Consider the following 22,930-nt stretch of genomic DNA (forward strand, 5'->3'; position numbering starts at 1 on the left):
TTGCCATACCGCCGGATCGGCGTATCTTGCACCGCAACAGGAGGTTGCTGCAGTGCAGAAACATGCTGACTTTTCCGAATTCACGGTGATCACGCCGTCGGCGGACATCTCTGTTTCGCGCCACGGCGGGCGCGCGAAATGTCTGCAAAGGCTGCTGCGGCTGGAGATGCCCGTGCCGCGCACGGTTGCCCTGTCGTTCGACGCGGTGCACCGGATCGCCGCCGGCCAGATCCCCGATATCACCCCGATCCTTGCCGAGTTCGGCCCGGCGCCGCTGGTGTCGGTTCGGCCAAGCTCGGAAGACCCGGATTGGGGCGGGCCGGGGGCCATTCTGAACATCGGCATGAATGCCGTCCGCCACCGCGAACTGGCGGAAACGATCGGGCAGGCCGCCGCCGATCTGATCTATCTGCGTTTCATTCAGGCCTATGCCATCCATGTGGCGCGGCTCGATCCTGATCAGTTCGACGCGGAAGAGGCCAGCGAGGTGACCATCCACGAGGCGCTGCTGGCCTATGAAGAGGAAACCGACGAGGCGTTTCCGCAAGATCCCGTCGTTCAGCTGACAGAGGTGCTGCGGGCGATGGCGCGCAGCTGGGAGGGCACGACGGCCCGCCTGCTGCGCCAGGCCAAGGGCGCGCCGGCCGATGCCGGGCTCGGGCTCGTGGTTCAGGAAATGTCGATGGGGCTGGGCCCGGCCGAAAGTGGCTCCGGCGTGATCCAGTTCGTCGATTCCGCCACCGGCCAGAGCCAGGTGACCGGGCGCTACCTGAGCCAGAGCCAGGGCCGCGAAGGGCTTTCGGGCGAGGGTGTGCTCTATCTGACGCGCGACGCGCGCGGCCGGTCGCTCGAGGAGCATTGCCCGGAGGTGTTTCAGGAGCTTCTGAAATGGGGCGAGATCAGCCGCCAGCGTCTGCGCGAAGAGATGGAGATCGAATTCACCATCGAGGCCGGCGCGCTGCGGGTGCTGGACGCGGTGCGCGTCAACCGCACGTCACGCGCGGCGGTGCGCATCGCCGTGGCCTTGGCCGAAGACTGGATCATCCCGCGCGAAGAGGCGATCGCCCGGATCGAGCCGCGCGCGCTGACCGAGCTGCTGCACAGCCAGGTTGATCCGCGGGGCAAGCGGGATTGCTTCGTCAAGGGCATCGCGGCCAGCCCGGGTGCCGCCACCGGCCGGATCGTGTTCACCTCGGCCGCGGCGCAGGCCAGCGCGGCGCGCGGCGAGGCCTGCATTCTGGTGCGGCGGGAAACCACGCCCGAGGATATTCGCGGCATGTATGCCGCCTGCGCGGTGCTGACGGAACGGGGTGGCATGACCAGCCATGCCGCCGTGATCGCCCGCGGCCTTGGCCTGCCCTGCATCGTGGGCGCATCGGGGATGAGCCTGGACCGGCGCACCAAATCCCTGCGCACCGCCGAAGGGCGGGTATTTCGCGAGGGCGATATCATCACGGTTGACGGCTCGTCCGGCCAGGCGCTGGCGGGCGAGGTGAAGATGCTGAAACCGGCGCTCGACAGCGCGTTCACGTCTTTGCTGCGCTGGGCCGAGGATCTGTGCGACATCGGCATCCGGGCCAATGCCGACACCCCTGCCGATGCGCAGACAGCGCGCAATTTCGGTGCCGAGGGGATCGGCCTGTGCCGCACCGAACACATGTTCTTCGAAGACGACCGGCTGACAGTGATGCGCGAGATGATCTTCGCCAACACGCCTGAAGATCGCGCCTCGGCGCTGGATCAGCTTTTGCCGATGCAGCGGATGGATTTCATCCAGCTGTTCGAGATCATGCAGGGCCAGCCGGTGTGCATCCGCCTGTTCGATCCGCCGCTGCACGAATTCCTGCCGCACAGCCGCGACGGGCTGCGCGAGCTGGCCGGGGCGCTGGGGCTGCCGCTATCGGATGTCACCCGGCGGGTCGAGGCGCTGACCGAATTCAACCCGATGCTGGGGATGCGCGGCGTGCGGCTGGGGATCACCGTTCCCGAAATCTATGACATGCAGGCCCGCGCCATTTTCGAGGCGACGGTGGAGGCGAGCGAGCGCGGCGATCCCGTCGTGCCGGAAATCATGATCCCGCTGGTCTCGGCCAAGCGCGAGGTCGAGCTGGTGAAAACCCGGATCGACGCTGTCGCCGCGGCGGTGCGCACCGAAAAGGGCCGCGCCTTCGATTACCGCCTCGGGGTCATGGTGGAAACGCCGCGCGCGGCGCTGCGCGCGGGCGAGATTGCCCATCACGCCGCCTTCCTCAGCTTCGGCACCAACGATCTGACGCAGATGACCTACGGCCTCAGCCGGGATGACGCGGGGCGGTTCATGGGCATCTATGTGCAGCAAGGCGTCTTCCCCGAAGACCCGTTCCACACACTGGATGTCGAGGGCGTGGGAGAGCTTTTGCACATCGGCGCCGAACGCGGCCGGGCGGCGCGCCCGGACGTTGTTCTTTCCGTCTGCGGAGAGCATGGCGGCAACCCCGAATCCATTGCATTCTGTCGCAAGGCGGGGTTTGATTACGTATCCTGCTCTCCGTTTCGCGTTCCGGTTGCACGGCTTGCCGCAGCACAGCTCAATCTGCAGATGACTGTGCGTAATCGAAGATAACGGAAGTGATAACAAGGGTTTGGCGCGTTTTTCGCGAAGAGGCCCGACCCCCAGGCAGACAGGCGCGCGCATAAGACCGGCGCACGCCCGCCGCAGTTTTGCCATAAGGGTGGACGCATAGGCCCGTTTGCTCTATGCCCCCCGTCGGCGGTCACGTCCGACCGTGCGACTTTGGGGGTATTTATGAGTTTCAGGTTGTCCCTGGCCTTTGGCATCGCGGCCCTTGTTGTGTCTTCGATTTCCGCGCAGGCGGATATTTCGGCGTCAAGCTCCAACGACCCCACCGCCGTGGCGGGTGAGGCGCTTGCCCGGCAACTGGGGATCGAGCGCACGGCGCTCGGCCAGATCAGCGACCGGAAACTCAAACAGCTCGCCACCTACACCTCGCTGAACGCGCCGACCCCGGGCGGCAGCCTCTATGACAGATCCTGGCTCGACCGTCAGCCCGCCGCGAAGGGCGGCAAACAGTGGCAGTGCCTGTCCGAGGCGCTGTACTTCGAGGCGCGCGGCGAAAGCGTTCGCGGCCAGTTTGCCGTGGCCGAGGTTATCCTCAACCGGGTCGCGTCGCCGAATTTCCCCGATACCGTCTGCGGCGTCGTGCATCAGGGGACGGGGCGCAAGTTTCAGTGCCAGTTCACCTATAACTGCGACGGCCAGGCCGAGGTGATTTCCGAACCCGCCGCCTATGACAGGGTCGGCAAGGTGGCCCGGATCATGATGGACGGTGCGCCGCGCGCGCTGACGGGCGGGGCCACTTTCTATCACACGCGCGCGGTAAAGCCGCGCTGGTCGCGGGTGTTCACCCGCACCGCGTCGATCGGCGTGCACTATTTCTATCGCAAACCCACCCGGGTGAGCAGCAACTGACCGCCCCGCATCGGCGGTGACCGGCGCGCGCGACATGCCGCTGAACTTCGGGTATTCAGCCCGGCCCCGTCCGTGGTATGAGCGGGCCTATCCGGCGCTCAGACCGGCTGTTGCGGTTCCTTGGGGGATGATATGAGTGACAAGCTTTTCGGAACCGACGGCGTTCGCGGACGGGCAAACACACATCCGATGACGGCCGAGATGGCCCTGCGCCTGGGCGCGGCGGCCGGCCGGTATTTCCGGCGCGACGGCTCGGCCGCACATCGCGTTGTCATCGGCAAGGACACGCGGCTTTCGGGCTATATGTTCGAGAACGCGCTGACGGCGGGTTTCACCTCCACCGGTATGAATGTCTTCCTGCTGGGGCCGGTGCCGACGCCGGCGGTGGGGATGCTGACACCCTCGATGCGCGCGGATGTGGGGGTGATGATCTCTGCCTCGCACAACCCGCATCATGACAACGGCATCAAGTTCTTCGGCCCTGACGGGTTCAAGCTGTCGGACGAGGCCGAGGCCGAGATCGAGGCGCTGCTCGATACCGATGTTCAGCCGACGCAGGCCGAAAACATCGGCCGTGCCAAACGGATCGACGATGGCCGCTTTCGTTATAATGAACGGATCAAGACCACCTTCCCGCAGGGCAAGCGCCTGGACGGGCTGAAAGTGCTGATCGACTGCGCCAACGGGGCGGCCTATCGCACCGCGCCCGAGGTGCTGTGGGAGCTGGGGGCAGAGGTGGTGCCGCTGGGTGTGTCACCCGACGGGTTCAACATCAACGACAAATGCGGCTCGACCCATACAGATACCGCCGCCGCCGCCGTGGTGGCGCATGGGGCGGATGTGGGGATCTGTCTGGATGGTGACGCCGACCGGGTGATGATCATCGACGAGAACGGCGTGGTTGCCGATGGCGATCAGATCATGGCGCTCTTCGCGTCTCGCTGGGCCGAGGCGGGGCGGCTGCGCGCGGGCACGCTGGTGGCCACGGTCATGTCCAACCTGGGGCTGGAGCGGTATCTGGGCGGGCGCGGCCTGTCGCTGGAGCGCACCTCGGTCGGCGACCGCTATGTGGTCGAGGCGATGCGCCGGGGCGGTTGGAATCTGGGCGGCGAGCAATCGGGCCATATCGTGATGACCGATTACGCCACCACCGGCGACGGGCTGTTGGCCGGGCTGCAGTTTCTGGCCGCCATGGTCGACACCGGCCAGCCGGCCAGCGCGCTGATCCGGCAATTCGACCCGGTGCCGCAACTGCTGCAGAACGTGCGCTATGCGGCGGGGCAGGCCCCGCTGGATGCGGCGGCGGTGAAAGCGGCGATTACCGGAGCCGAAGGCCGGCTTGCCGGAGCCGGCCGCCTGCTGATCCGCAAATCGGGCACGGAGCCGCTGATCCGGGTCATGGCCGAATGCGAGGATGATGGCTTGCTGAAGGATGTGGTCGGCACGATCGTGGCAGAGATCGAAGCGGCCACGCGCTGAGCCGTTTCAGGATTGCGACGCGGGCACCCGCTGCGCCTTTGCGGTGGTTTTCCTTTGCAACCGGGCATGGCCCCAGGCGGCAAGGTAAAGCGGTATCGGGGTGAGCACGATCAGCACTTCGCGCCACACCGGGCCGGGCGGATAATATTCGACCACGATTGCCAGCACATAGACCACCAGAACATGCGCCGAGAACACGTGCAGCGAATGCTGGCCGAGGAACACCAGAAACCTGCGGGTGAACAGCCACTGCACGAAGGCCGACATTTTCTGGAACAGCCGCACCCGGCTTTCTTCGCCGGCCACCACAAGCCAGGTGACGATGAACAGATCGACGATGAAGGCGATCGGGTAGATCAGGCTGAAATTGCCGCGATCCGTATGCGCGAACACCGCTTCCGAGAATGCGTGCCCGAGCAGTTCGTGAAACACGACGCGGTCGTAGATACCCAGAAAGAAGAAGGCGCCGAGCGTCAGGCAGAACACAAGCTGCCATTGCCGGTTCTTGAGGAACGAAAGATCGAGCGTTCCCGCCGCGCTGTGCAGCCCGAGGTAGAGCCCGCCGACAAACAGCACCTGCCAGCCGAAGACGTTGAAGAAAATGCCCAGCCGGATCGGATGGCCCAGCCCGGCAAGGGCCAGTTCACCGGTCTGGACGACAACCTCGATCAATCCGGTCTGGGCAAGAAACCAGAGCAGCGCCGAAAGCGCGAGGACGAAGCCGGCGTAATTTCGCCGAAACGCCTCCAGTATGAAGGGGGTGAGCATCATGAACCAGATATACATCGGCAGAATGCCCATGTGCTTGGAGCCGCTGATCAGCGCGAGCGAGGCGGTGGTGAAGCCCACAGGCTCTGCGCGATAGGGCGCGAGAATCGCCGGAAACAGGCCGAACGCGGCCAGCAGGAGCGCCGCCGCCAGGAAAATCACGATCAGTGTCGCCTGATGCGTATAGATCGTGCGGATACGCCGCCAGATAGCGGATTTACACGATGCGAAACCGCGCTTCAGAAGGCGGTTGCCGTAGACCAGGCCGACGACGAAACCTGAAATGAAAACAAAGCCTTGGGCATCTTCTACCCAGCCGAAATAATGATGGTTCAACTTGCCGAGAATGGCGTGCAGCTCGACATTCGCGTGGATGATCATCATGAACAGAAGAAAAAATCCGCGAAAGCCATCAAAAATCGCGATACGCATGTCGGTCCCTTCGGCTTCGAAATTGCGGGGCCGAAGTGGCTGCCGCGGCGTTTTCTCAAGCTTTGCCGGTGGTTATGCTCTTTTCTTCAACCCTACCTTCCAAGCGGAGGTATTCTCAAGCGCTTTCTGAAGCGGACGGCGGGCAAAGCAAAGGCCCGGCTGATTTGCATCAGCCGGGCCCTGTAGTCGCGCGATCCGGGATGGATCAGTTCTTTTCCTGGTCGACCAGCTTGCCGGCGGAAATCCACGGCATCATGCCGCGCAGCTTCTTGCCGGTTTCCTCGATCTGGTGCTCGTCGTTGATGCGGCGGGTGCCCTTGAAGAACGGCTGGCCGACGGCGTTTTCCTGCATGAAGTCACGCACGAACTTGCCGGTCTGGATGTCGGTCAGAATGCCCTTCATCCGTTTCTTGGTCTCGTCATAGGGCAGAACCCGCGGGCCCGAGACATACTCGCCATATTCGGCGGTGTTCGAGATCGAGTAGTTCATGTTGGCGATGCCGCCTTCATAAATCAGATCGACGATCAGCTTCACCTCGTGCAGGCATTCGAAATAGGCCATTTCCGGCGCGTAGCCGGCCTCGACCAGGGTCTCGAAACCCATGCGGATCAGTTCCACCAGACCGCCGCACAGCACGGCCTGCTCGCCGAACAGGTCGGTTTCGCATTCCTCGCGGAAGTTGGTCTCGATGATGCCCGAACGCCCGCCACCGATGGCCGAGCAGTACGACAGGCCGATCTCCAGCGCCTTGCCGGTGGCGTCGGTATCGACGGCCACAAGGCAGGGCACGCCGCCGCCCTTGACATATTCGCCGCGCACGGTGTGGCCGGGGCCCTTGGGCGCCATCATGATGACGTCGATGCCTTCTTTCGGCTCGATCAGGCCGAAATGCACGTTCAGACCGTGGGCGAAGGCGATGGCCGCGCCGGGTTTGATGTTGTCATGCACGTATTTCTTGTAGGTTTCGGCCTGCAGCTCGTCGGGCATGGTGAACATGATCAGGTCGCACCAGGCGGCGGCCTCGGCGATGCCCATCACGGTCAGGCCTTCGGCCTCGGCCTTCTTGGCGGATTTGGAGCCTTCACGCAGCGCCACGACAAGGTTCTTGGCGCCGCTGTCACGCAGGTTCAGCGCGTGGGCATGCCCCTGGGAGCCATAGCCCAGAATCGCCACTTTCTTGTCCTTGATCAGGTTGATGTCGCAATCGCGATCATAATAAACGCGCATGGGGCGTTCCTTCCTTTGTCAGTGCTTATGCTGCGCGGACAATAGGCCGGGCGCCGTATGAGGGGCTTTCATATTTTGACTATTCGCGCGGTTTGTGCGAAATATCATTCTGCAAAATTGGATAATCCGAAAAATCCATGCAGATCGACGATACAGACCGCCGTTTGCTGCGCCATCTGCAGGCCGAACCGCAGATGGCCACCGCGGATCTGGCCGACCGGGCCGGGATCACCGCCGCCACCTGCTGGCGGCGGCTTGAAAAGCTGCGGCGGGCCGGTGTTCTGCTCGGTACGCGCGCGGTGATCGACTGGCGCGCGCTTGGCTACGGGGTCGTGGTGTCGTTGCGGTTCACCCTCGACAAGACCGACCCGCGCGCGTTCGATGAGTTTATGACCGCGGCGCGCGATGTGCCCGAGGTGTATGAGATCCAGACCTTCCTTGGCCGGGTCGATGTGCGGCTGAACGTGCTGGCCCGCGATATGCCGCATTACCAGGAAATCTATCGCCACCGGATCCTGACCCTGCCGCATATCGCCGATATCGAGGCGCTGATGCATGTGGCCGATATCAAGCTGGACCAAGGATTGCCGCTTTGACCGATCTCGATGAGGTGGACCGCAAGCTGCTGAGGGCGCTGTCAGAGGACGCCGATCAGAGCGCTGGCGCGCTCGGGCGGAAATTCGGGCTCAGCCAGCCGGCGGCCTGGCGGCGGATCCGGCGGCTGGAAGAGGCGGGCATTCTGCGCGGGCGCCGCGTGGTGCTGGACAAGGAGGCGCTGGGGTTCGGCGTGACCGTGTTTCTGGGCGTGAAACTGGCCACCAAGGGCCGCGTCAGCCTCGAGGATTTCGAGCGCGCGGTCACCGCCATCCCCGAGGTGCAGACGGTGCAGCACGTGCTGGGCATGTATGATTACCGGCTTCGGGTGGTGGCGCGCGATCTGAGCGATTTCGAAAGGGTGCTGCGCCGGCGTATCATGACGTTGCCCGGCGTGGGGGATGTGGAAGCGAATGTGCTGCTGTCCGAAGAGAGACGCCCCGGCCCGCTGGGCTGAACGGCCGCCGCTCCGACGATCGCCAGACCCGCGCCTCGACGCTGCGCAGCGCCCGGCGTGACAGAGCATCGGGCAGGGCCATGGCGGGAAACAGCGCCAGAACCTCGTCGCGCGCCGCCTGATCCAGCGACGACATCGCCTGATCGCCGGGAAAGAAACTCTCCGACGGGCAGCCCTCGGCCAGAATGATCTGGTGGTCTTGCAGCAGAATGTGGAAATACTCGACCCTGGCACAGGGCTGAACGCGGATCGTATCGCCGTTGGCCAGATGCTTGGCCGCGACCAGAACCTCATCTTCGCCGAACAGCAATTCCGCGACCGCGCCGGACACCAGCATCCGGTGGTTCTGCGACACGTACAGATCGCGCCGGTTGTCCAGCGCGCCGGCCTGGATGCGCACGGGCGCCGCAGCGCCGGTACCGGCGACCCATTGCGAGCCGATCCACAGAACCGGCATAAGCCCGCCCTCCATCACGCGCAGCATGTCGCCCGCCCGCAGCCGTTCCACGGCCACCGGCCCCCGGTCCGTTTCGATCAACGTGCCCCGGGCAAAACAGACCGGAACCAGATTGTTGTTTTCGGCGTTGAAGGCGCCGTTGCCGTCTTCGGTGGTGCCGGCATCGATGATGCCATCGTTGTCGTAATCATTGTCGCTCAGCCGGTTGAGCGTGATGGGGCCACTGGAAATATCACTGGTCAGGTCGGTGCCGGCGGCGGCGATCAGTTGATTGAAGCGCGGCGCGCCGGGGTCTGATGAGACCAGAACATTGGCGTTGAACCGCAGATAGCTGTCGCCCAGGCCGCTGACATCCGATTGGATATTGGCATATTGGCCCGGGTTCATGGGGGTGTAGGTATAAAGAGGGGTGCCCGACAGGTAATCGGCGCCGTTGTCATAGATCACCAGGCCGACAATGCGCGAGGCACCCGTGATTTCGCCATCTACTGTGACGTTATCAACCAGAATCTCGACGATATCGTCGCTCTGGAATACGGTCTGGCCGCTGTTGATCGTGAGTGTTCCGCCGCCCTCATAGCCGCCGGACGAATTCGTTCCGACATTCGGGTCCGCCAGGACGCTGTTTCCGTTCAGAAGGAAAGAAGCATCTGCCATGCATGTTTTTTTCGAGTGTTGGTTTCTTGTTGGACTCTGGATGCGTCATAGCCGTTTTGCGTTGCCAATTGGCTAATGTGTCCGAAGTAAGGCGCGCAAGTGGCGGGTTACTTCACGCCCAGCCCCGCGCGCATCAGCGTCTTGCGCACCGGCGCGGCGGAATAAAGCGCGTTGAGCGCGGTGGCACGCATGTCGCGCAGCCCCTGCGCGCCCATCATCGACGCGCGGTTCAGCAGGTCTATGCCGGTCACGCGGGCGCGGACCTCGGGCCAGCGGCGGCGGTTGTAGCTGTTCAGCATGGCGCGATTGCCCGGGTCGGCCGGGTTTTCCTGCGCCAGTTCCAGCAATGCGCGCGTGTCGGCCAGGCTCATGTTCAGCCCCTGTGCGCCGATCGGCGGCACCACATGCGCCGCCTCGGCGATCAGGGCGGTACGTTCGCCGCTGAAGCGATCGGCGATCTGGCTGATGATCGGCCAGACCGACCGGGCCGAGACCAGCGTCAGCGGGCCGTAAAGCCCGGCCGACCGCAGGTTCATTTCCTGTTCGAACTCTGGTTGGGGCAGGGCGGCCAGCCGCGCCACCTCCGGCCCGCGCTCCATCCAGACCACGGCAGAGCAGGGGGTGCCGTCGCGGTCGGGCAGGGGCACAAGGGTGAACGGCCCGCCGGACCGGTGCACCTCGGTCGAGACATTGTCATGCGGCTGCGGATGGGTGACGGCGAAGGCCAGCGCCTTTTGCCCGTAGCGCATTGTTTTCACGCCGATCCCCAGCGCCTCGCGCACGGGGGAGTTGCGGCCGTCGGCGGCGATCAGCAGCCGGGCGGCGATGCGGGTGCCATCCGACAGGGTCACCAGCGCCTCGCGTTCGCGCGTCATCACCGCCTTGGTGGCCACGCCGGGGCGAAACTCGACCCCGGGCAGCTCGGCCAGCCGCGCCACCATCTCGCGCCGCAACAGCCAGTTGGGCAGGTTCCAGCCAAAAGGCTGGCCCGAGATGTCGGCGGCGTCGAAATCCTTGGTCAGGCGCGGTTCGGCGATTTCACCGCCCGCATCGACAATCCGCATGATCTGAAGCGCGGCGGCATGCGGGGCCAGACGCTCCCACAATCCGGCGGCTTCCAGCACCTCGACAGAGGGTTGCAGAAAAGCGGTGGTGCGCATGTCGGCCCCGGCCTGCGCCCCGTCGGTGACCGGCGGGGCGGGATCGACGCAGATCACGGAAAACCCCGCCGCGCCGAAGGCGGCCGCCGCGGTCAGCCCGGCGACGCCGCCGCCGGAAATCAGGATGTCGGTGCCGATACGTGTCATGCGGGGCCTCCTGGATCACAGATAGGCGCAAAGCCCGCGCCGATCCAGCCGGTATCGTCAGCCCCGGGTGATCCAGAGCAGAAGCACCATCACCACCGGCACGGCGGCCACGGCGGGAATGTAAAGCCCAGGCACGCCCCAGGTGGCAAAGCTGAGCCCCCACAGGGCGACCGCCGCGGCGACGAGGAAATAGGTAAAGGCGATGCCGCTGCCCAGCAGGGCGCGCAGCGGGGTGGCAACGTCCGGGCGTTCGGACGGCGCGTCATTGTGCATGATCGGAAATCTCCCTTTCTCCGGTGTCGGGCGGGTATCCGGCAGGGCGCCGGCGGGCGAAAGGGACCATCTTGCCGCAGTGCGACAAAAGGTTGCAAAACCGGGCGGTTCCGGGCGCGGGTGCGTCAGTTTATCCCGTCAGCCGGGCCAGGAAACCGCTCAGATCATCGGTGTGATGGTGGATGTGCCCGGCCGGTTCGGGGCGCGGCGCCACGTGGATGGTGCGCATCCCCATGGCATGCGGGGCGGCCAGGTTGCGCGCGTCATCCTCGAACATCGCGGCCCCTGCCGGCACGATCCCGTCGGCGGCGAAGACGGTCTCGAACGCCGCACGCTCGGGTTTGGGGCGGAACCCGGCATGTTCAACGCCGTAAACCGCATCGAACGCGCCCGACAGCCCGCGCGCGGCCAGCACGCGTTCGGCATAGGGCGCGGAGCCGTTGGTATAGACGATGCGCCGCCCCGGCAGCGCCATGATGCGCGCCTTCAGGTCGGGGGCCGGCTGCAGATGACTCAGATCGATCTCATGCACATGGGTCAGATAGGGGGCCGGATCGACCCCGTGCAGTTGCATCAGCCCCGCAAGCGTGGTGCCATACTCGGCCCAGTAGAACTTGCGCAGGCGGTTCGCCTCGCCCTGGTCGACGCGCAGCGCCTCCATCACATAGGCGGTCATGCGCCGCTCGATCTGATCGAACAGCCGCGCCTCTGGCGGGTAGAGCGTGTTGTCCAGGTCGAAGACCCAGCCGCGTGTCTGTGTGAAGTGGCGAGCAACCATCATGACGATCTAGCCTGCTGCGGCAGTGTGTTCAATGCCTTGGCCTTGATTCGCGGCGCACGGGACTTTAGCGTGCGGTTTCCGCAGCCGGAGTACCTGATGACAGACCTCAAAGCCGCCCACAAGGATGCCTATGCGCTGATCCTGGATGCGATCGACGTGGGCACCTACAAACCCGGTGACCGGCTGGTGGAAAGCGAACTGGCCGAGCGGTTCGGCGTGTCGCGCACCCCGATCCGCGAGGCGCTGCAACGGCTGGAGACGCAATCGCTGTTGGTGCGGGACGGGCGCAGCCTGATCGTGGCGTCGCTGGACCACAATCAACTGGCCGAGCTTTACGTCGTGCGGGGCGAGCTGGAGGGGCTGGCCGCGCGGCTGGCCGCCCGTCACGCCACCGACGAGGAGGTCCGGGTGCTGCGCGCCATGGTCGAGGAGGATCACGCGCTGCTTGGCGACCCCAGCGGGATGTCGCGCGCCAACCGCCGGTTTCACAAGCAGGTGCATCTGGCCTCGCACAACCGGTATCTGGTGCAGCAGCTCGATCTGGTGCACCGCTCGATGGCGCTGATGGCGACCACGTCGCTGGCCGCCGCCGGGCGCGGCGAACGGGCGCTGGAGGAACACGCGGCCATCATCGACGCGATCGCCGCGCGTGACGGCGATGCCGCCTACGAGGCGCTGCGCGCGCATATCTCGGCCGCGTTCGAGGCGCGGCTGCGGCTGGACGCGGCCCGCTACGGCTCAGATATCTGAGCCGTCGCCGGGGTCTTCATCGGCGATGCCGTGGCTTGTCTTGTCCCAGTAGAACGGCCTGACCACCATTTCGAAGAGCGCCTTGTAGGTCGCGAGCGCGGCCAGCGGGTAGTAGACATGCATCGTCGGCACCCATCCCCAGAGCCCCCGCTTGCCCCCCAGATGCGCCCCGATCATGCCCAGCAGGATGTTGGTCAACTCTGCCGCCAGAAACAGCGCCCCGACGCCCAGCATCACGGGCGGCGTCATCACGTCGCTCATCACATGCGGCAGCCCCAGCACGATCAGCCAGAAAGACCACATCAGCGGCACCAGCAGAAATTGCGACACCGTGCCCAGAAGCAGGATCTGAACACCGGCAAACCGCCACGGCCCCAGATCGCGCCACAGCCGCCGCGGGTCGCGCATATGTACCGTCCATGTCATCGCGTAGCCCTTCAGCCAGCGCGAGCGCTGCTTGACCCAGGGCCAGAGGCGGCAGTTGGCCTCTTCGCGGGTGACGGTGCCGATCAGCTCGGTGCGATAGCCGTGGCGGGCCAGACGCACGCCGAGGTCGGCGTCTTCGGTCACGTTATGGGCATCCCACGCGCCCAGCTCTTCCAGCGCGTCGCGGCGGAAGAACAGCGTGGTGCCGCCCAGCGGCACCACCAGCCCCAGCCGCGCGACGCCGGGAAGGATCAGCCGGAACCAGCTGGCATATTCGATGGTGAAACAGCGCGAAAACCAATTCTTTTCAGTATTGTAGAAATCCAGAACCCCCTGCAGGCAGGCCACATCGGGGCCGCGTTCGTGGAACCGGCGGACAATGCGGTGAATCTGGTCGGGCTCCGGCGCGTCCTCGGCATCATAGACCCCGATGATCGTGCCCCGGCAAAAATCCAGTGCGAAGTTCAGCGCGCGCGGCTTGGTCTTCAGGCTGCCCGTGGGAACGGAGATGACACGCATCCAATAGGGCAGGCGGGCAGTGTCGAGCATGGCGCGGGTGGTGTCGTCATCCTCTTCGGTGACCAGGCAGATATCCAGCAATTCCTTGGGATAGGTCAGGCGGCCCAGCCGGGCGACAAGGCGCGGTACGATGTCTTCTTCCCGGAACAGCGGCACCATGACCGACACGACCGGCAGCCGCGCGATGGCGGGGCGTTCGGGCGGGGGGCCGGGCGGCGCCGCGCGGCGGGCGCGCAGGGTGGTGACGGCGGCCGCGATCTTCAGCAGCGTGGTTGCCAGCAGCGTCATCAGCGCCCAGACGGTCAGCAGCGTCAGGGTGGAGGTGGGCGCCAGAACCGCGGCCGTGGCCAGAACGGCCAGGCCCGCGCCCAGGATGTTGCGCGGGGCCTGGCCGTACCAGAAGCGGCAGCTTTCGGCCTCTGCCACGCGGGTTTCGGCGCATTCGGTCAGGTGGCGGTTGCGCGTGGCCAGTATCGCGCGGTGCAGGTCACGCTCGCAGGCGAAGGCCATCACCGGTTCGCCGAACCCGTCGGGCAGGCGGCGGCGCAGCGCCTCGAACGCCTCGGGGCGGGCGGTGGCCACGATCGTGGCACCGCCCAGGCGACGCACCGGCAGCGCGGCCTCTTCAAGACAGGTGCGGATGCCCATTTCGTCGATCAGGCGGGGGTCGGGCGGCAGCGCCTCCAGATCGACGGGAAGCGCGTCATACTGCTCGGCCAGCGCGCGGGTCAGATCGGCCTCGCCGACCATGCCATGGGCCAGCAGGATATCGCCCAGCCGCAGATTCTGGCGTGCCTGCAGCGCCAGCGCCTTGGTCAGGTCGGCCGGTGACAGGGCGCCGGTTTCAACGAGGATGTCGCCAAGCGGTCGCCGGATGCGGCGCGGGCGCGGCGCGGGCGCCAGGCGCAGGGCCTGCGCGGCAGGCCGGTTCAATGCGGAAGGTGCCATCTGTCCCCCGGTCAGGCTTTCCAAGCCGACCATGGGAACTTAAGGTTAACAGTGGGTTAACGGGAGCCTGCGCGGGGGACGATCAGGCCGCCGCCGCCATCGCCGTCACGAACCGTTCGAACAGGTAATAGCTGTCTTGCGGGCCGGGGCTGGCCTCGGGGTGGTACTGCACGGAAAAGACCGGGCGATCGACCATGCGGATGCCGCAGTTCGATCCGTCGAACAGCGAGACATGGGTTTCCATCACCCCGGCCGGCAGGGTCTGGCTGTCGACGGTGAAGCCGTGGTTCATCGAGGTGATCTCGACCTTGCCGGTTTCCAGATCCTTGACCGGGTGGTTGGCGCCGTGATGGCCGTGGTTCATCTTGATGGTGCGCGCGCCAAGCGCGAGGGCCAGCATCTGATGCCCAAGGCAGATGCCGAAGACAGGCAGATCCCTGGCCAGAACCTCACGGATCATCGGCACGGCATAGGCGCCCGTCGCCGCCGGATCGCCGGGACCGTTCGACAGGAACAGCCCCTCGGGGTTCAGCGCCAGCACATCCTCGGCCGTCGCGGTTGCGGGCAGTACGGTGACGTCGCAGCCGGCAGAGGCCAGGCAGCGCAGGATGTTGCGCTTGGCGCCATAGTCGATCGCCACCACCCGGCGGCCGGGCGTGTCACGGCGGGTGTAACCCTCGGGCCAGGCCCAGCGTTTCTCATCCCAGCGGTAGGATTGGGCGCAGGTCACTTCCTTAGCAAGATCAAGGCCTTCCAGCCCGCCGAAGGCGCGCGCCCGCGCGACCAGGTCGGCAATGTCGAAATTTCCGCCCGGGTCATGGGCGAGGGCCACATGCGGCGCGCCCTGCTGGCGGATGGCGCGGGTCAGGCGGCGGGTGTCGATGCCGCCGATGCAGATGCGGCCCTGGCGCGCGAGCCAGCCGGTCAGCGGCTCGGCCGAGCGCCAGTTGGAGGGTGTGGTGGGATCCCATTTCACCACCATGCCGGCGGCAACGGGCGCGGCGGTTTCGTCATCTTCGGGGTTCACACCGACGTTGCCCACATGCGGGAAGGTGAAGGTGACGATCTGGCCGGCATAGGACGGATCGGTCATGATCTCCTGATATCCGGTCATGGCGGTGTTGAAACACAGCTCGGCCACGGTGGTGCCTGTGGCGCCGAAGCCCTGGCCATAGAACACGGTGCCATCGGCCAGGGTCAGGCAGGCTGTGGGGCGGTTTTGCGGGCTGGCGGCGGGCATGGCAGGCTCCAAGGCTCAAATCGCCCGGAAACTAGGCCCGGGCATCCGCAGGGTCAAGGGGGGTGGTAAAAAAGCGTTTTTGTGGAAAAACAAAAACTTAGTATTTCCAACCAAGGTTGCGCCTGAAATCGAGACAAGGTATTTTCAAAGGCTCGGACTCATGGGGATGACTGACCGACATGGATATCAGACCGCGCATCGCGTCTGCGCTCAAGGACGCGATGAAAAACAAAGAGGTGGCGCGGCTTTCGACGCTGCGCCTGATCAACGCCGCGATCAAGGACAAGGATATCGCCCTGCGCGGCGAAGGCTCGGACGACGGGGTATCGGATGACGATGTGCTGCAGATCCTTGGGCGCATGGTCAAACAACGCCAGGAAAGCGCGCGCGCCTACGAAGAGGGCGGGCGGCTGGATCTGGCCGAGCGTGAGCGGGCCGAGATCGTGGTGATCGAGGAATTCCTGCCCCGGCAGCTTTCCGAGGATGAGGTCGATGCCGCGATCGGTTCGGCCATCGCCGAGACGGGCGCCGATTCGATCCGTGACATGGGGAAGGTCATGGGGGCGCTGAAATCGAAATACACCGGCCGGATGGATTTCGGAACGGTGGGGCCGATGGTCAAGGACCGGCTGGGGTGAAACCGCGCGTTTCGTGCTTTTCGTCCGGGTGAATCGTACGAACCGGGCGCGGGCGTTCATCGCTTTCTTGCGGTCGCTTATCGCGAAGAAGCCCAAGAGGGCCGAGGAGCGGCTCAGCGGTTTTCCAGATCTTCGATCAGCGCTTTCATCTGCGCGATTTCCTCGCGCTGGGTGCGGATGATCCCGGCGGCCAGTTCCTGAACGCGCGGGTCCGACAGGCCGGCCCGTTCACTGGTCAGGATCGCGATGGAGTGATGCGGGATCATCGCTTTCATCCAGGCCACGTCCTGCACCGTGCGCTGGCTGCGGACCAGCCAAAGCGCGGTGGCGAAGACGAGCACACTGGCCACGAGGATGGCGGCATTGGCCCCCCGGCTGGTGTACATGTTCCACATGAAAAGAAGCATCACGATCGCCATGGTCGCGCCCATCAGCAGCGCCATGTAGAACCGTGTCTCGCTCCAGTAGATATGATCCGGCGCGTAGGTGTTGAGATACATCAGCCCGAGCATCACCGCCGTGGACGTGGCGATCATCAGCAGGAATTTCGGATATCGGGGCATGTCGGCGCTCCGGCGGCTTCGTTGCTTTCGCCGGGCCAACGCGCGGGGGCGGGGATGGGTTCCGCGGTCTGGCGTCAGGCGCCGAGGGCGGCCAGCGCGCGCTGCAGCTCGTCGCGCAGGGCGGTGCGTTCGCCAGGGGTCAGGAAGGCGCCGAGCTCTACCTCGCGGCCGCGGCCCTTGAGGGTGAGGTAGTTTTCCACCGGGCCGTCTTCGGGGTGCAGGCGCAGGCGGACCCAATAGGGGTTGCTGCTCCATTCCTGGCGGGGGCCGCGCGGGTTGTGGCGCGTCAGCTCTATCCGGTCGGGCCAGAGCCGCAGTTCTTCCAGAAGCGTGCCGTCCTTGTACGAGCGTTCCAGCAGGAACCATGTCAGCGCGACCGCCCCGGCGACAAAGGGCAGCAGGCCCCAGAGCACCGGAGAGCCGACCACCGCGATCAGCGGCATCAGGATCAGCGCGCAGGTGATGGCGATGAAGGCGACGAAGCCGCGCCGGGGCAGAGAGCGGTAGGGCCACAGGTGCAATATGGCCAGCGGGGCGGCGCCCGCCTCATACGAAGAGGCCCCGGAAATCTCCGGGGCCCCGTTCATCTGTTTTTCCCATTCGTAGGGCATCAGGGGTCAGTGCGCGTGGCCCTTGTCCCAGTCTTCGCGCTTGGGGAGCGTTTCGAACGTATGCTCCGGCGGCGGCGACGAGACGGTCCATTCCAGCGTGTCGGCCCATTCGTTCCAGTAGTTGTTCTCGGTCACGCGCTTGCCTGCGAACAGGGTGTAGAACACGATGCCGATGAAGAACAGGAAGGACGCGAAGGACAGGAAGGCGCCCAGGCTCGAGACGTGGTTCCAGTAGGCGAACTGTTCCGGGTAGTCGATGTAGCGGCGCGGCATGCCCTGACGGCCCAGGAAGTGCTGGGGGAAGAAGGTCAGGTTGGCGCCGATGAACATCATCCAGAAGTGCAGCTTGCCGGCCCATTCGGGATACTGACGCCCCGACATCTTGCCGAAGTAGTAGTAGATACCGGCGAAGATGGCGAAGACGGCGCCGAGGCTCATCACGTAGTGGAAATGCGCCACCACGTAATAGGTATCGTGCATCGCCCGGTCGATACCGGCCTGGCTGAGCACGATGCCCGTCACGCCGCCGACGGTGAACAGGAACAGGAAGCCGAAGGCCCAGAGCATCGGCGTCTTGAACTCGATCGAGCCGCCCCACATGGTTGCGATCCAGCTGAACACCTTGATGCCGGTGGGCACCGCGATCACCATCGTGGCCAGCATGAAGTAGGATTGCTGGCTCAGCGACAGGCCGGTGGTGTACATGTGGTGGGCCCAGACGACAAAGCCCAGAACACCGATCGAGACCATCGCGTAGACCATCGGCAGGTAGCCGAAGATCGGCTTTTTCGAGAAGGTCGCGATGACGTGGCTGATGATGCCGAAGCCCGGCAGGATGATGATGTAGACCTCGGGGTGACCGAAGAACCACAGGATGTGCTGATACAGGATCGGGTCGCCGCCGCCTTCGGGCTGGAAGAAGGTGGTGCCGAAGTTGCGGTCTGTCAGCAGCATGGTGATGGCGCCGGCCAGAACCGGCAGCGACAGCAGGATCAGCCAGGAGGTCACGAAGATCGACCAGGCGAACAGCGGCACCTTGTGCAGGGTCATGCCCGGCGCGCGCATGTTCAGGAAGGTGGTGATCATGTTGATCGCGCCGAGGATCGACGAAGCGCCCGAAACGTGGACGGCGAAGATCGCCAGATCCATCGAATAGCCGCCCTCGTTGGTCGACAGCGGCGGGTAGAGCACCCAGCCCACGCCCGAGCCCATCTGGCCGTTGCCGCCGGGGCTGAACACCGACAGCACCGCAAGGGTGGTACCGGCGACATAGAGCCAGTAGCTGAGGTTGTTGAGGCGCGGGAACGCCATGTCGGGCGCGCCGATCTGCAGCGGCATGAAATAGTTGCCGAAGCCGCCGAACAGCGCCGGGATGACCACGAAGAACATCATCAGGATGCCGTGGCCGGTGATCAGCACGTTCCAGAGATGGCCGTTGGGCGAGCAGTTTTCCGGTGCCTGGGGAAGAAAGCTCATCCCCTCCATGCACATGTACTGTACGCCGGGGGTCATCAGCTCCATCCGCATGTAGACCGTGAAGGCGACGGAGACGAAGCCCACGATGCCCGCGGTGAAGAGATAGAGGATGCCGATGTCTTTGTGATTCGTGGACATGAACCACCGGGTGAAGAACCCCCGCTGGTCGTGCGCGTCGTGGCCGTGAATGGCTGCGTCTGCCATACTATGCCTCCCGTTCATATGTGTTGATGCGGACGGATCTGCATCCGGCCGCGTGTTCCCTGCGCACGCTTTTAATCCGCGTCGCGGGTCTGGGCAATGCTCCGTAACGCCGCATGGGCCGATTTTCCTGCGCCAGCCCGCCAAGATATCTGCATTTCTGAATGTGAAAGCCGCCATATGGCGGTGCGCCACCCGCTTTCCGAAGGGTGCCCCGTGCAGGGCCTCCAATTCTTGAACCGACTTCAAAGAGTTACATTTTTGAGCGGGTCACGCCGAATCACGGGAGACGGGCCAGGGCACCTTATGCGTCTGCGGTGGCAGCCGGCGCAGATCACACTGATCCCCGCTGCCGGCGATTTCATTCTGAGGTCAGGCCACCGGCCCGAAATGATCCGCGAAGGTCTTTTTCAGCGCCACGTCGACATCCCCCATCGTGACCGGCAGGCCCAGATCGACAAGGCTGGTGACGCCGTGGTCGCGGATGCCGCAAGGCACGATGCCGCCGAAATGGGAAAGATCGGGTTCGACATTGATCGACAGCCCGTGAAAGCTGACCCATCTGCGCAGGCGGATGCCGATCGCCGCGATCTTGTCTTCGCGCGCTGTGCCGTCGGGCAGCGGCGGCTTGTCGTCGCGCACCACCCAGACGCCGACGCGGCCCTCGCGCTTTTCGCCTTTGACGTTGAATTCGCCGAGCGTGGCGATGACCCAATCCTCGAGGTTTTGCACGAATTGCCGGACGTCGCGGCCACGTGCGCCGACATCCAGCATGACATAGGCGACGCGCTGGCCCGGCCCGTGATAGGTGTATTGGCCGCCGCGTTTCGTGACGTGAACGGGAAACCGGCCGGGTTCTGTCAGATCCTCGGGGCGGGCGGAGGTGCCGGCGGTGTAGAGCGGCGGGTGTTCGACCAGCCAGATCGCCTCTCCTGCCTGGCCGGCCGCGATGGCGGCGGCGCGCGCCTCCATCTCCGCGACGGCGGTTTCATAGGGGGTGAGGCCCGGCGATGTCAGCCAATCAACCATAAAATGCGCCAATCCCGGCTTGACAGCGACCCCGTGACGCAGGGACACTTGATTAAGGTTATTTTCAGCACAGGGCCGCCCGCGGAGGCGGCCGATGATTTACGGAGGAATGTCATGTTCATGCGTCAGATTGCAATAGCGGCCATGGCCGCTTCGATGGCAGCCGCGCCCACCAGCCGTGCCCTGGCAGATGCCGGCGACGTCGCCGCCGGTGTATTGCTCGGGGTCATCGGCTCGGCCGCGGTGAATTCCGCGAACAAGCAGAAGACCACGACCACGCGAAAGGTCTATGTGGCATCCTCGGCCCAGCGGGCGCAGAACCGCGAGGTTCAGACCTCGCTCAACTATTTCGGGTTTCCCGCCGGAACGCCGGACGGGGTTCTGGGGCGCAACTCGCGCTCTGCGATTTCCCAGTATCAGGCGTTCATGGGCTATCCTCCGACCGGCCAGCTGACGGAATATGAGCGGGTGTTCCTGAGCTCTTCGTATCATCGCGCGATCTCGGGCGGGCCGGCCACGATGCAGGCCGCGGCGTCGAACCCGATGGGGATCAAGGGTCTGCTCAAGACCTATCAGCAGGAATCGATGGGCGGTGGCGCCACGATGGCGGCCACCGCGCCGGTATCGCCCTATGCGAATGCCGTGGCACCACAGGGTGAGCCGACCGTCATCGTCGTGGCGCCGAAAGCGGAAGCACCCGCACCCGCGCCGGTCGCCGTTGTGGCGCCTGCCGAGACCGCGACGCAGGCAGAGGCCGCGCCTCTGCCCAGCTTCGGCGCCGCGGCACTGCCCAATTTCATGGGCCCGGGCGAGAGCCTGTCGCTTGCGTCGCATTGCAACAAGATCAGCCTGCTGACGAACACCAATGGTGGCTTCGTGACCGAAGCGACGATGACCGACGCGAATTTCGCGCTGAACGAACAGTTCTGCCTGGCGCGGACCTATGCCATCGCGCTGGGGGAGGAGCTTTCCTCGCAGGTGCAGGGGGTGACGAAGGATCAGATCGCCACGCAATGCGAGGCTCTGGGGCCGGCGCTGAAGGATCAGGTTGCGTCCATGTCGCTGCGCCCGGAAGCGGAGGTGATGCAGGAGGTGGGGCAGTTCGTGCTTCAGTCCGGCATGTCGCCGGCGCAGCTTGCCGGCACCGCGAAGATCTGCCTGTCGGTCGGGTATCGCACCGACAACATGGATGTGGCGCTTGCCTCGGGGCTGTTGCTGATGGTGCTGGGCGAGCAGGTTTACGGCGAGCTTCTGGGCCATCACCTGAGCCAGGGGTTCGGCACGTCCAAACGGCCCGACCTTGCGCTGGCGTGGTATCAGTCGGGGCTGGATGCGATCGCGGCCGGCGCCAAGCCGGTGTTCGCGCCCGGCCAGCCGGAGCGCACCGGGCTGATCCGCAAGGCGGCCTATCAGTTGAACGGCGGCGGCCAGTCGGCACCGGCGACGGCGCCGCAGCCCGTGGCGCTGCCGACCTTTTCGGTGGAGAACTGATCTGACCGCGGGCGGCCTGTGGAGGGGAGACTTCGGCGGGCCGCCTTCTTTCGAAAAAACCCACTTCACATCGCTATGGCCTTTCGCTATGTAACCGCGCACTACCTGATCACGTGCGGTCGTGGCGGAATGGTAGACGCGCAGCGTTGAGGTCGCTGTGGGGTAACTCCCGTGGAAGTTCGAGTCTTCTCGACCGCACCATTTTCAGCACGCGGGCGTGCTGATGTCAGTTCACAGTGCCGCCGCCGTTTTCATCGGCCCCGGCATTTCGCCCGCCAGCACAGCCTTGAGATCCCGACTTTCCGGCACGGTGCCGGAACGCCGCGCGCGGGTGGCGAAAGCCGCGCTCACGCCGATGTGCGCGCGTCGGCGCATTTGCGGGATGGCGTTTTGCGGCGCGCGGCGTAGTCTGTGCCGCATGCGCGCAGTGACCACCACCCGTTCCGGTTACAGCCGGGCTGAATTCCTGTCCGACGCGGCGGTTCATGTCGTGGGGCTGTCGGCTGTGCTTGTGGCGGTTCCGGTGCTTGTGACGCTGGCCGTGCTCTGGCGTGGCGATCCGGCGGCGATGCTGGGCACGGCGATCTACGGTGTGACCCTGATCGCGATGATCCTGTGTTCGGCTCTCTATCACATGGTGCGGCGTGACGCCTGGAGCGGCCTTCTGCGCCGGCTTGATCACGCGGCGATCTATTTCAAGATCGCGGGAACCTACACGCCCTTCACGCTTTTGTCGGGCGGGCAGGGCGCGGTTCTGCTGACCGGCCTGTGGGGCGCGGCGCTGGCCGGATCGGCCCTGCGCATTTTCCGGCCGGGCCGGTTTCGGTGGATCGCCTTTGCGCTTTACCTCGTCATGGGGTGGGCCGGGGTGTTTGCGGGCTGGCCGGTGCTGGGCACGCTTTCCCGCCCCGTCGTCGCGCTGATCGTCACCGGCGGCATTCTCTACACCATCGGCACGGCGTTTTTCCTGTGCAGGGTTCTGCCCTTCCACAACACGATCTGGCATGTGTTCGTGCTGGTCGCCACCGCCATTTTCTATGCCGCCGTGGTGGTGCATCTGGCCGACACTTCCGTGCACGTGGCGATGGCGGGCTCTTAGGCCCGCCGCGGTTATGACAGATCGCCGCATGGCCCCC

Annotated in this window: 22 protein-coding genes and 1 tRNA gene; 10 read left to right on the plus strand and 13 right to left on the minus strand. The window is 65.1% G+C overall.

What is annotated here, in order from left to right:
• The first annotated feature begins 52 nt into the window (after positions 1-52).
• The 3 genes from ppdK (at position 53) to glmM (ending at position 4,948) form a co-directional block, all read left to right on the plus strand.
• Complete coding sequence (gene ppdK, locus GGR17_RS14180; protein WP_054539325.1) at positions 53-2,602, plus strand: pyruvate, phosphate dikinase; 2,550 nt, start codon at positions 53-55, stop codon at positions 2,600-2,602.
• Positions 2,603-2,785: 183 nt separating this feature from the next.
• Positions 2,786-3,469, plus strand: coding sequence for a cell wall hydrolase (locus GGR17_RS14185; protein WP_054539324.1), 684 nt, complete (start codon positions 2,786-2,788; stop codon positions 3,467-3,469).
• A gap of 132 nt (positions 3,470-3,601) precedes the next feature.
• Entirely contained in the window at positions 3,602-4,948 is a 1,347-nt protein-coding gene (glmM, locus tag GGR17_RS14190) for a phosphoglucosamine mutase (RefSeq protein WP_037210779.1), read from the plus strand.
• A gap of 6 nt (positions 4,949-4,954) precedes the next feature.
• Here the strand turns inward: glmM and GGR17_RS14195 are convergent, their stop codons facing one another.
• Both GGR17_RS14195 and ilvC read right to left on the minus strand, forming a co-directional pair.
• Positions 4,955-6,148, minus strand: coding sequence for an OpgC family protein (locus tag GGR17_RS14195; RefSeq protein WP_054539323.1), 1,194 nt, complete (start codon positions 6,146-6,148; stop codon positions 4,955-4,957).
• 205 nt (positions 6,149-6,353) lie between these two features.
• Positions 6,354-7,376 carry a ketol-acid reductoisomerase gene (gene ilvC / locus GGR17_RS14200; RefSeq protein ID WP_054539322.1) on the minus strand — a complete coding sequence of 341 codons (1,023 nt, stop codon included), beginning with the start codon at positions 7,374-7,376 and terminating at the stop codon, positions 6,354-6,356.
• A gap of 137 nt (positions 7,377-7,513) precedes the next feature.
• Here ilvC and GGR17_RS14205 point away from each other — a divergent pair, with 137 nt between their 5' ends.
• Together GGR17_RS14205 and GGR17_RS14210 are read left to right on the plus strand one after the other, a co-directional pair.
• Positions 7,514-7,972 (plus strand): Lrp/AsnC family transcriptional regulator, encoded by a 459-nt coding sequence (locus tag GGR17_RS14205; RefSeq protein ID WP_054539321.1) that lies wholly within the window; start codon positions 7,514-7,516, stop codon positions 7,970-7,972.
• Entirely contained in the window at positions 7,969-8,427 is a 459-nt protein-coding gene (locus tag GGR17_RS14210; protein ID WP_054539320.1) for an Lrp/AsnC family transcriptional regulator, read from the plus strand. The genes GGR17_RS14205 and GGR17_RS14210 overlap by 4 nt, the downstream gene beginning before the upstream one ends.
• On the opposite strand, the gene GGR17_RS14215 is transcribed toward GGR17_RS14210, so the two are convergent.
• The 4 genes from GGR17_RS14215 to GGR17_RS14230 all read right to left on the minus strand — a co-directional run bounded on the left by GGR17_RS14215 (position 8,348) and on the right by GGR17_RS14230 (position 11,899).
• Complete coding sequence (locus GGR17_RS14215) at positions 8,348-9,541, minus strand: Hint domain-containing protein (RefSeq protein ID WP_054539319.1); 1,194 nt, start codon at positions 9,539-9,541, stop codon at positions 8,348-8,350. The two genes, GGR17_RS14210 and GGR17_RS14215, sit on opposite strands and share 80 nt — an antisense overlap.
• 107 nt (positions 9,542-9,648) lie before the next feature.
• A complete protein-coding gene (locus tag GGR17_RS14220; protein ID WP_054539318.1) occupies positions 9,649-10,848 on the minus strand; it encodes a UbiH/UbiF family hydroxylase in 1,200 nt (399 codons plus the stop codon).
• A gap of 57 nt (positions 10,849-10,905) precedes the next feature.
• The gene (locus tag GGR17_RS14225; protein ID WP_054539317.1) at positions 10,906-11,121 is read right to left on the minus strand and encodes a hypothetical protein; all 216 of its coding nucleotides are present in this window, start codon (positions 11,119-11,121) and stop codon (positions 10,906-10,908) included.
• Positions 11,122-11,251: 130 nt separating this feature from the next.
• Positions 11,252-11,899, minus strand: a complete 648-nt coding sequence (locus GGR17_RS14230) for a pyrimidine 5'-nucleotidase (protein ID WP_054540421.1) — start codon at positions 11,897-11,899, stop codon at positions 11,252-11,254.
• A gap of 99 nt (positions 11,900-11,998) precedes the next feature.
• On the opposite strand from GGR17_RS14230, the gene GGR17_RS14235 reads away from it, so the two are divergent.
• The gene (locus tag GGR17_RS14235; RefSeq protein WP_054539316.1) at positions 11,999-12,652 is read left to right on the plus strand and encodes a GntR family transcriptional regulator; all 654 of its coding nucleotides are present in this window, start codon (positions 11,999-12,001) and stop codon (positions 12,650-12,652) included.
• On the opposite strand, the gene GGR17_RS14240 is transcribed toward GGR17_RS14235, so the two are convergent.
• Both GGR17_RS14240 and carA read right to left on the minus strand, forming a co-directional pair.
• Complete coding sequence (locus GGR17_RS14240; protein WP_082386752.1) at positions 12,641-14,545, minus strand: glycosyltransferase family 2 protein; 1,905 nt, start codon at positions 14,543-14,545, stop codon at positions 12,641-12,643. The genes GGR17_RS14235 and GGR17_RS14240 overlap by 12 nt on opposite strands.
• A gap of 82 nt (positions 14,546-14,627) precedes the next feature.
• On the minus strand, positions 14,628-15,785 hold the full coding sequence (gene carA, locus GGR17_RS14245; protein ID WP_054539315.1) for a glutamine-hydrolyzing carbamoyl-phosphate synthase small subunit: 1,158 nt from the start codon (positions 15,783-15,785) through the stop codon (positions 14,628-14,630).
• Between the two features lie 179 nt (positions 15,786-15,964).
• On the opposite strand from carA, the gene GGR17_RS14250 reads away from it, so the two are divergent.
• Complete coding sequence (locus GGR17_RS14250; protein ID WP_037208956.1) at positions 15,965-16,423, plus strand: GatB/YqeY domain-containing protein; 459 nt, start codon at positions 15,965-15,967, stop codon at positions 16,421-16,423.
• A 113-nt stretch (positions 16,424-16,536) separates the two neighbouring features.
• On the opposite strand, the gene GGR17_RS14255 is transcribed toward GGR17_RS14250, so the two are convergent.
• The 4 genes from GGR17_RS14255 to lipB all read right to left on the minus strand — a co-directional run bounded on the left by GGR17_RS14255 (position 16,537) and on the right by lipB (position 20,303).
• Complete coding sequence (locus tag GGR17_RS14255) at positions 16,537-16,986, minus strand: DUF305 domain-containing protein (protein WP_054539314.1); 450 nt, start codon at positions 16,984-16,986, stop codon at positions 16,537-16,539.
• A gap of 74 nt (positions 16,987-17,060) precedes the next feature.
• Positions 17,061-17,597: a DUF2244 domain-containing protein gene (locus tag GGR17_RS14260; protein WP_054539313.1), complete on the minus strand. Its 537-nt coding sequence runs from the start codon at positions 17,595-17,597 to the stop codon at positions 17,061-17,063.
• Between the two features lie 6 nt (positions 17,598-17,603).
• A complete protein-coding gene (ctaD, locus tag GGR17_RS14265) occupies positions 17,604-19,277 on the minus strand; it encodes a cytochrome c oxidase subunit I (protein ID WP_054539312.1) in 1,674 nt (557 codons plus the stop codon).
• 369 nt (positions 19,278-19,646) lie between these two features.
• Positions 19,647-20,303, minus strand: coding sequence for a lipoyl(octanoyl) transferase LipB (gene lipB / locus GGR17_RS14270; protein WP_054539311.1), 657 nt, complete (start codon positions 20,301-20,303; stop codon positions 19,647-19,649).
• A gap of 120 nt (positions 20,304-20,423) precedes the next feature.
• On the opposite strand from lipB, the gene GGR17_RS14275 reads away from it, so the two are divergent.
• Positions 20,424-21,794, plus strand: coding sequence for a peptidoglycan-binding domain-containing protein (locus GGR17_RS14275; protein WP_235974505.1), 1,371 nt, complete (start codon positions 20,424-20,426; stop codon positions 21,792-21,794).
• A 115-nt stretch (positions 21,795-21,909) separates the two neighbouring features.
• Positions 21,910-21,995 (plus strand) — tRNA-Leu (locus GGR17_RS14280).
• Between the two features lie 30 nt (positions 21,996-22,025).
• Here the strand turns inward: GGR17_RS14280 and GGR17_RS14285 are convergent.
• A complete protein-coding gene (locus tag GGR17_RS14285; RefSeq protein ID WP_183314788.1) occupies positions 22,026-22,229 on the minus strand; it encodes a hypothetical protein in 204 nt (67 codons plus the stop codon).
• Here GGR17_RS14285 and trhA point away from each other — a divergent pair.
• Positions 22,213-22,893, plus strand: a complete 681-nt coding sequence (gene trhA / locus GGR17_RS14290) for a PAQR family membrane homeostasis protein TrhA (RefSeq protein ID WP_054539309.1) — start codon at positions 22,213-22,215, stop codon at positions 22,891-22,893. The genes GGR17_RS14285 and trhA overlap by 17 nt on opposite strands.
• Positions 22,894-22,930: the final 37 nt, after the last annotated feature.

This window comes from Actibacterium naphthalenivorans (assembly GCF_014196965.1).
GTDB classification, from domain to species: Bacteria; Pseudomonadota; Alphaproteobacteria; order Rhodobacterales; family Rhodobacteraceae; genus Actibacterium_A; species Actibacterium_A naphthalenivorans.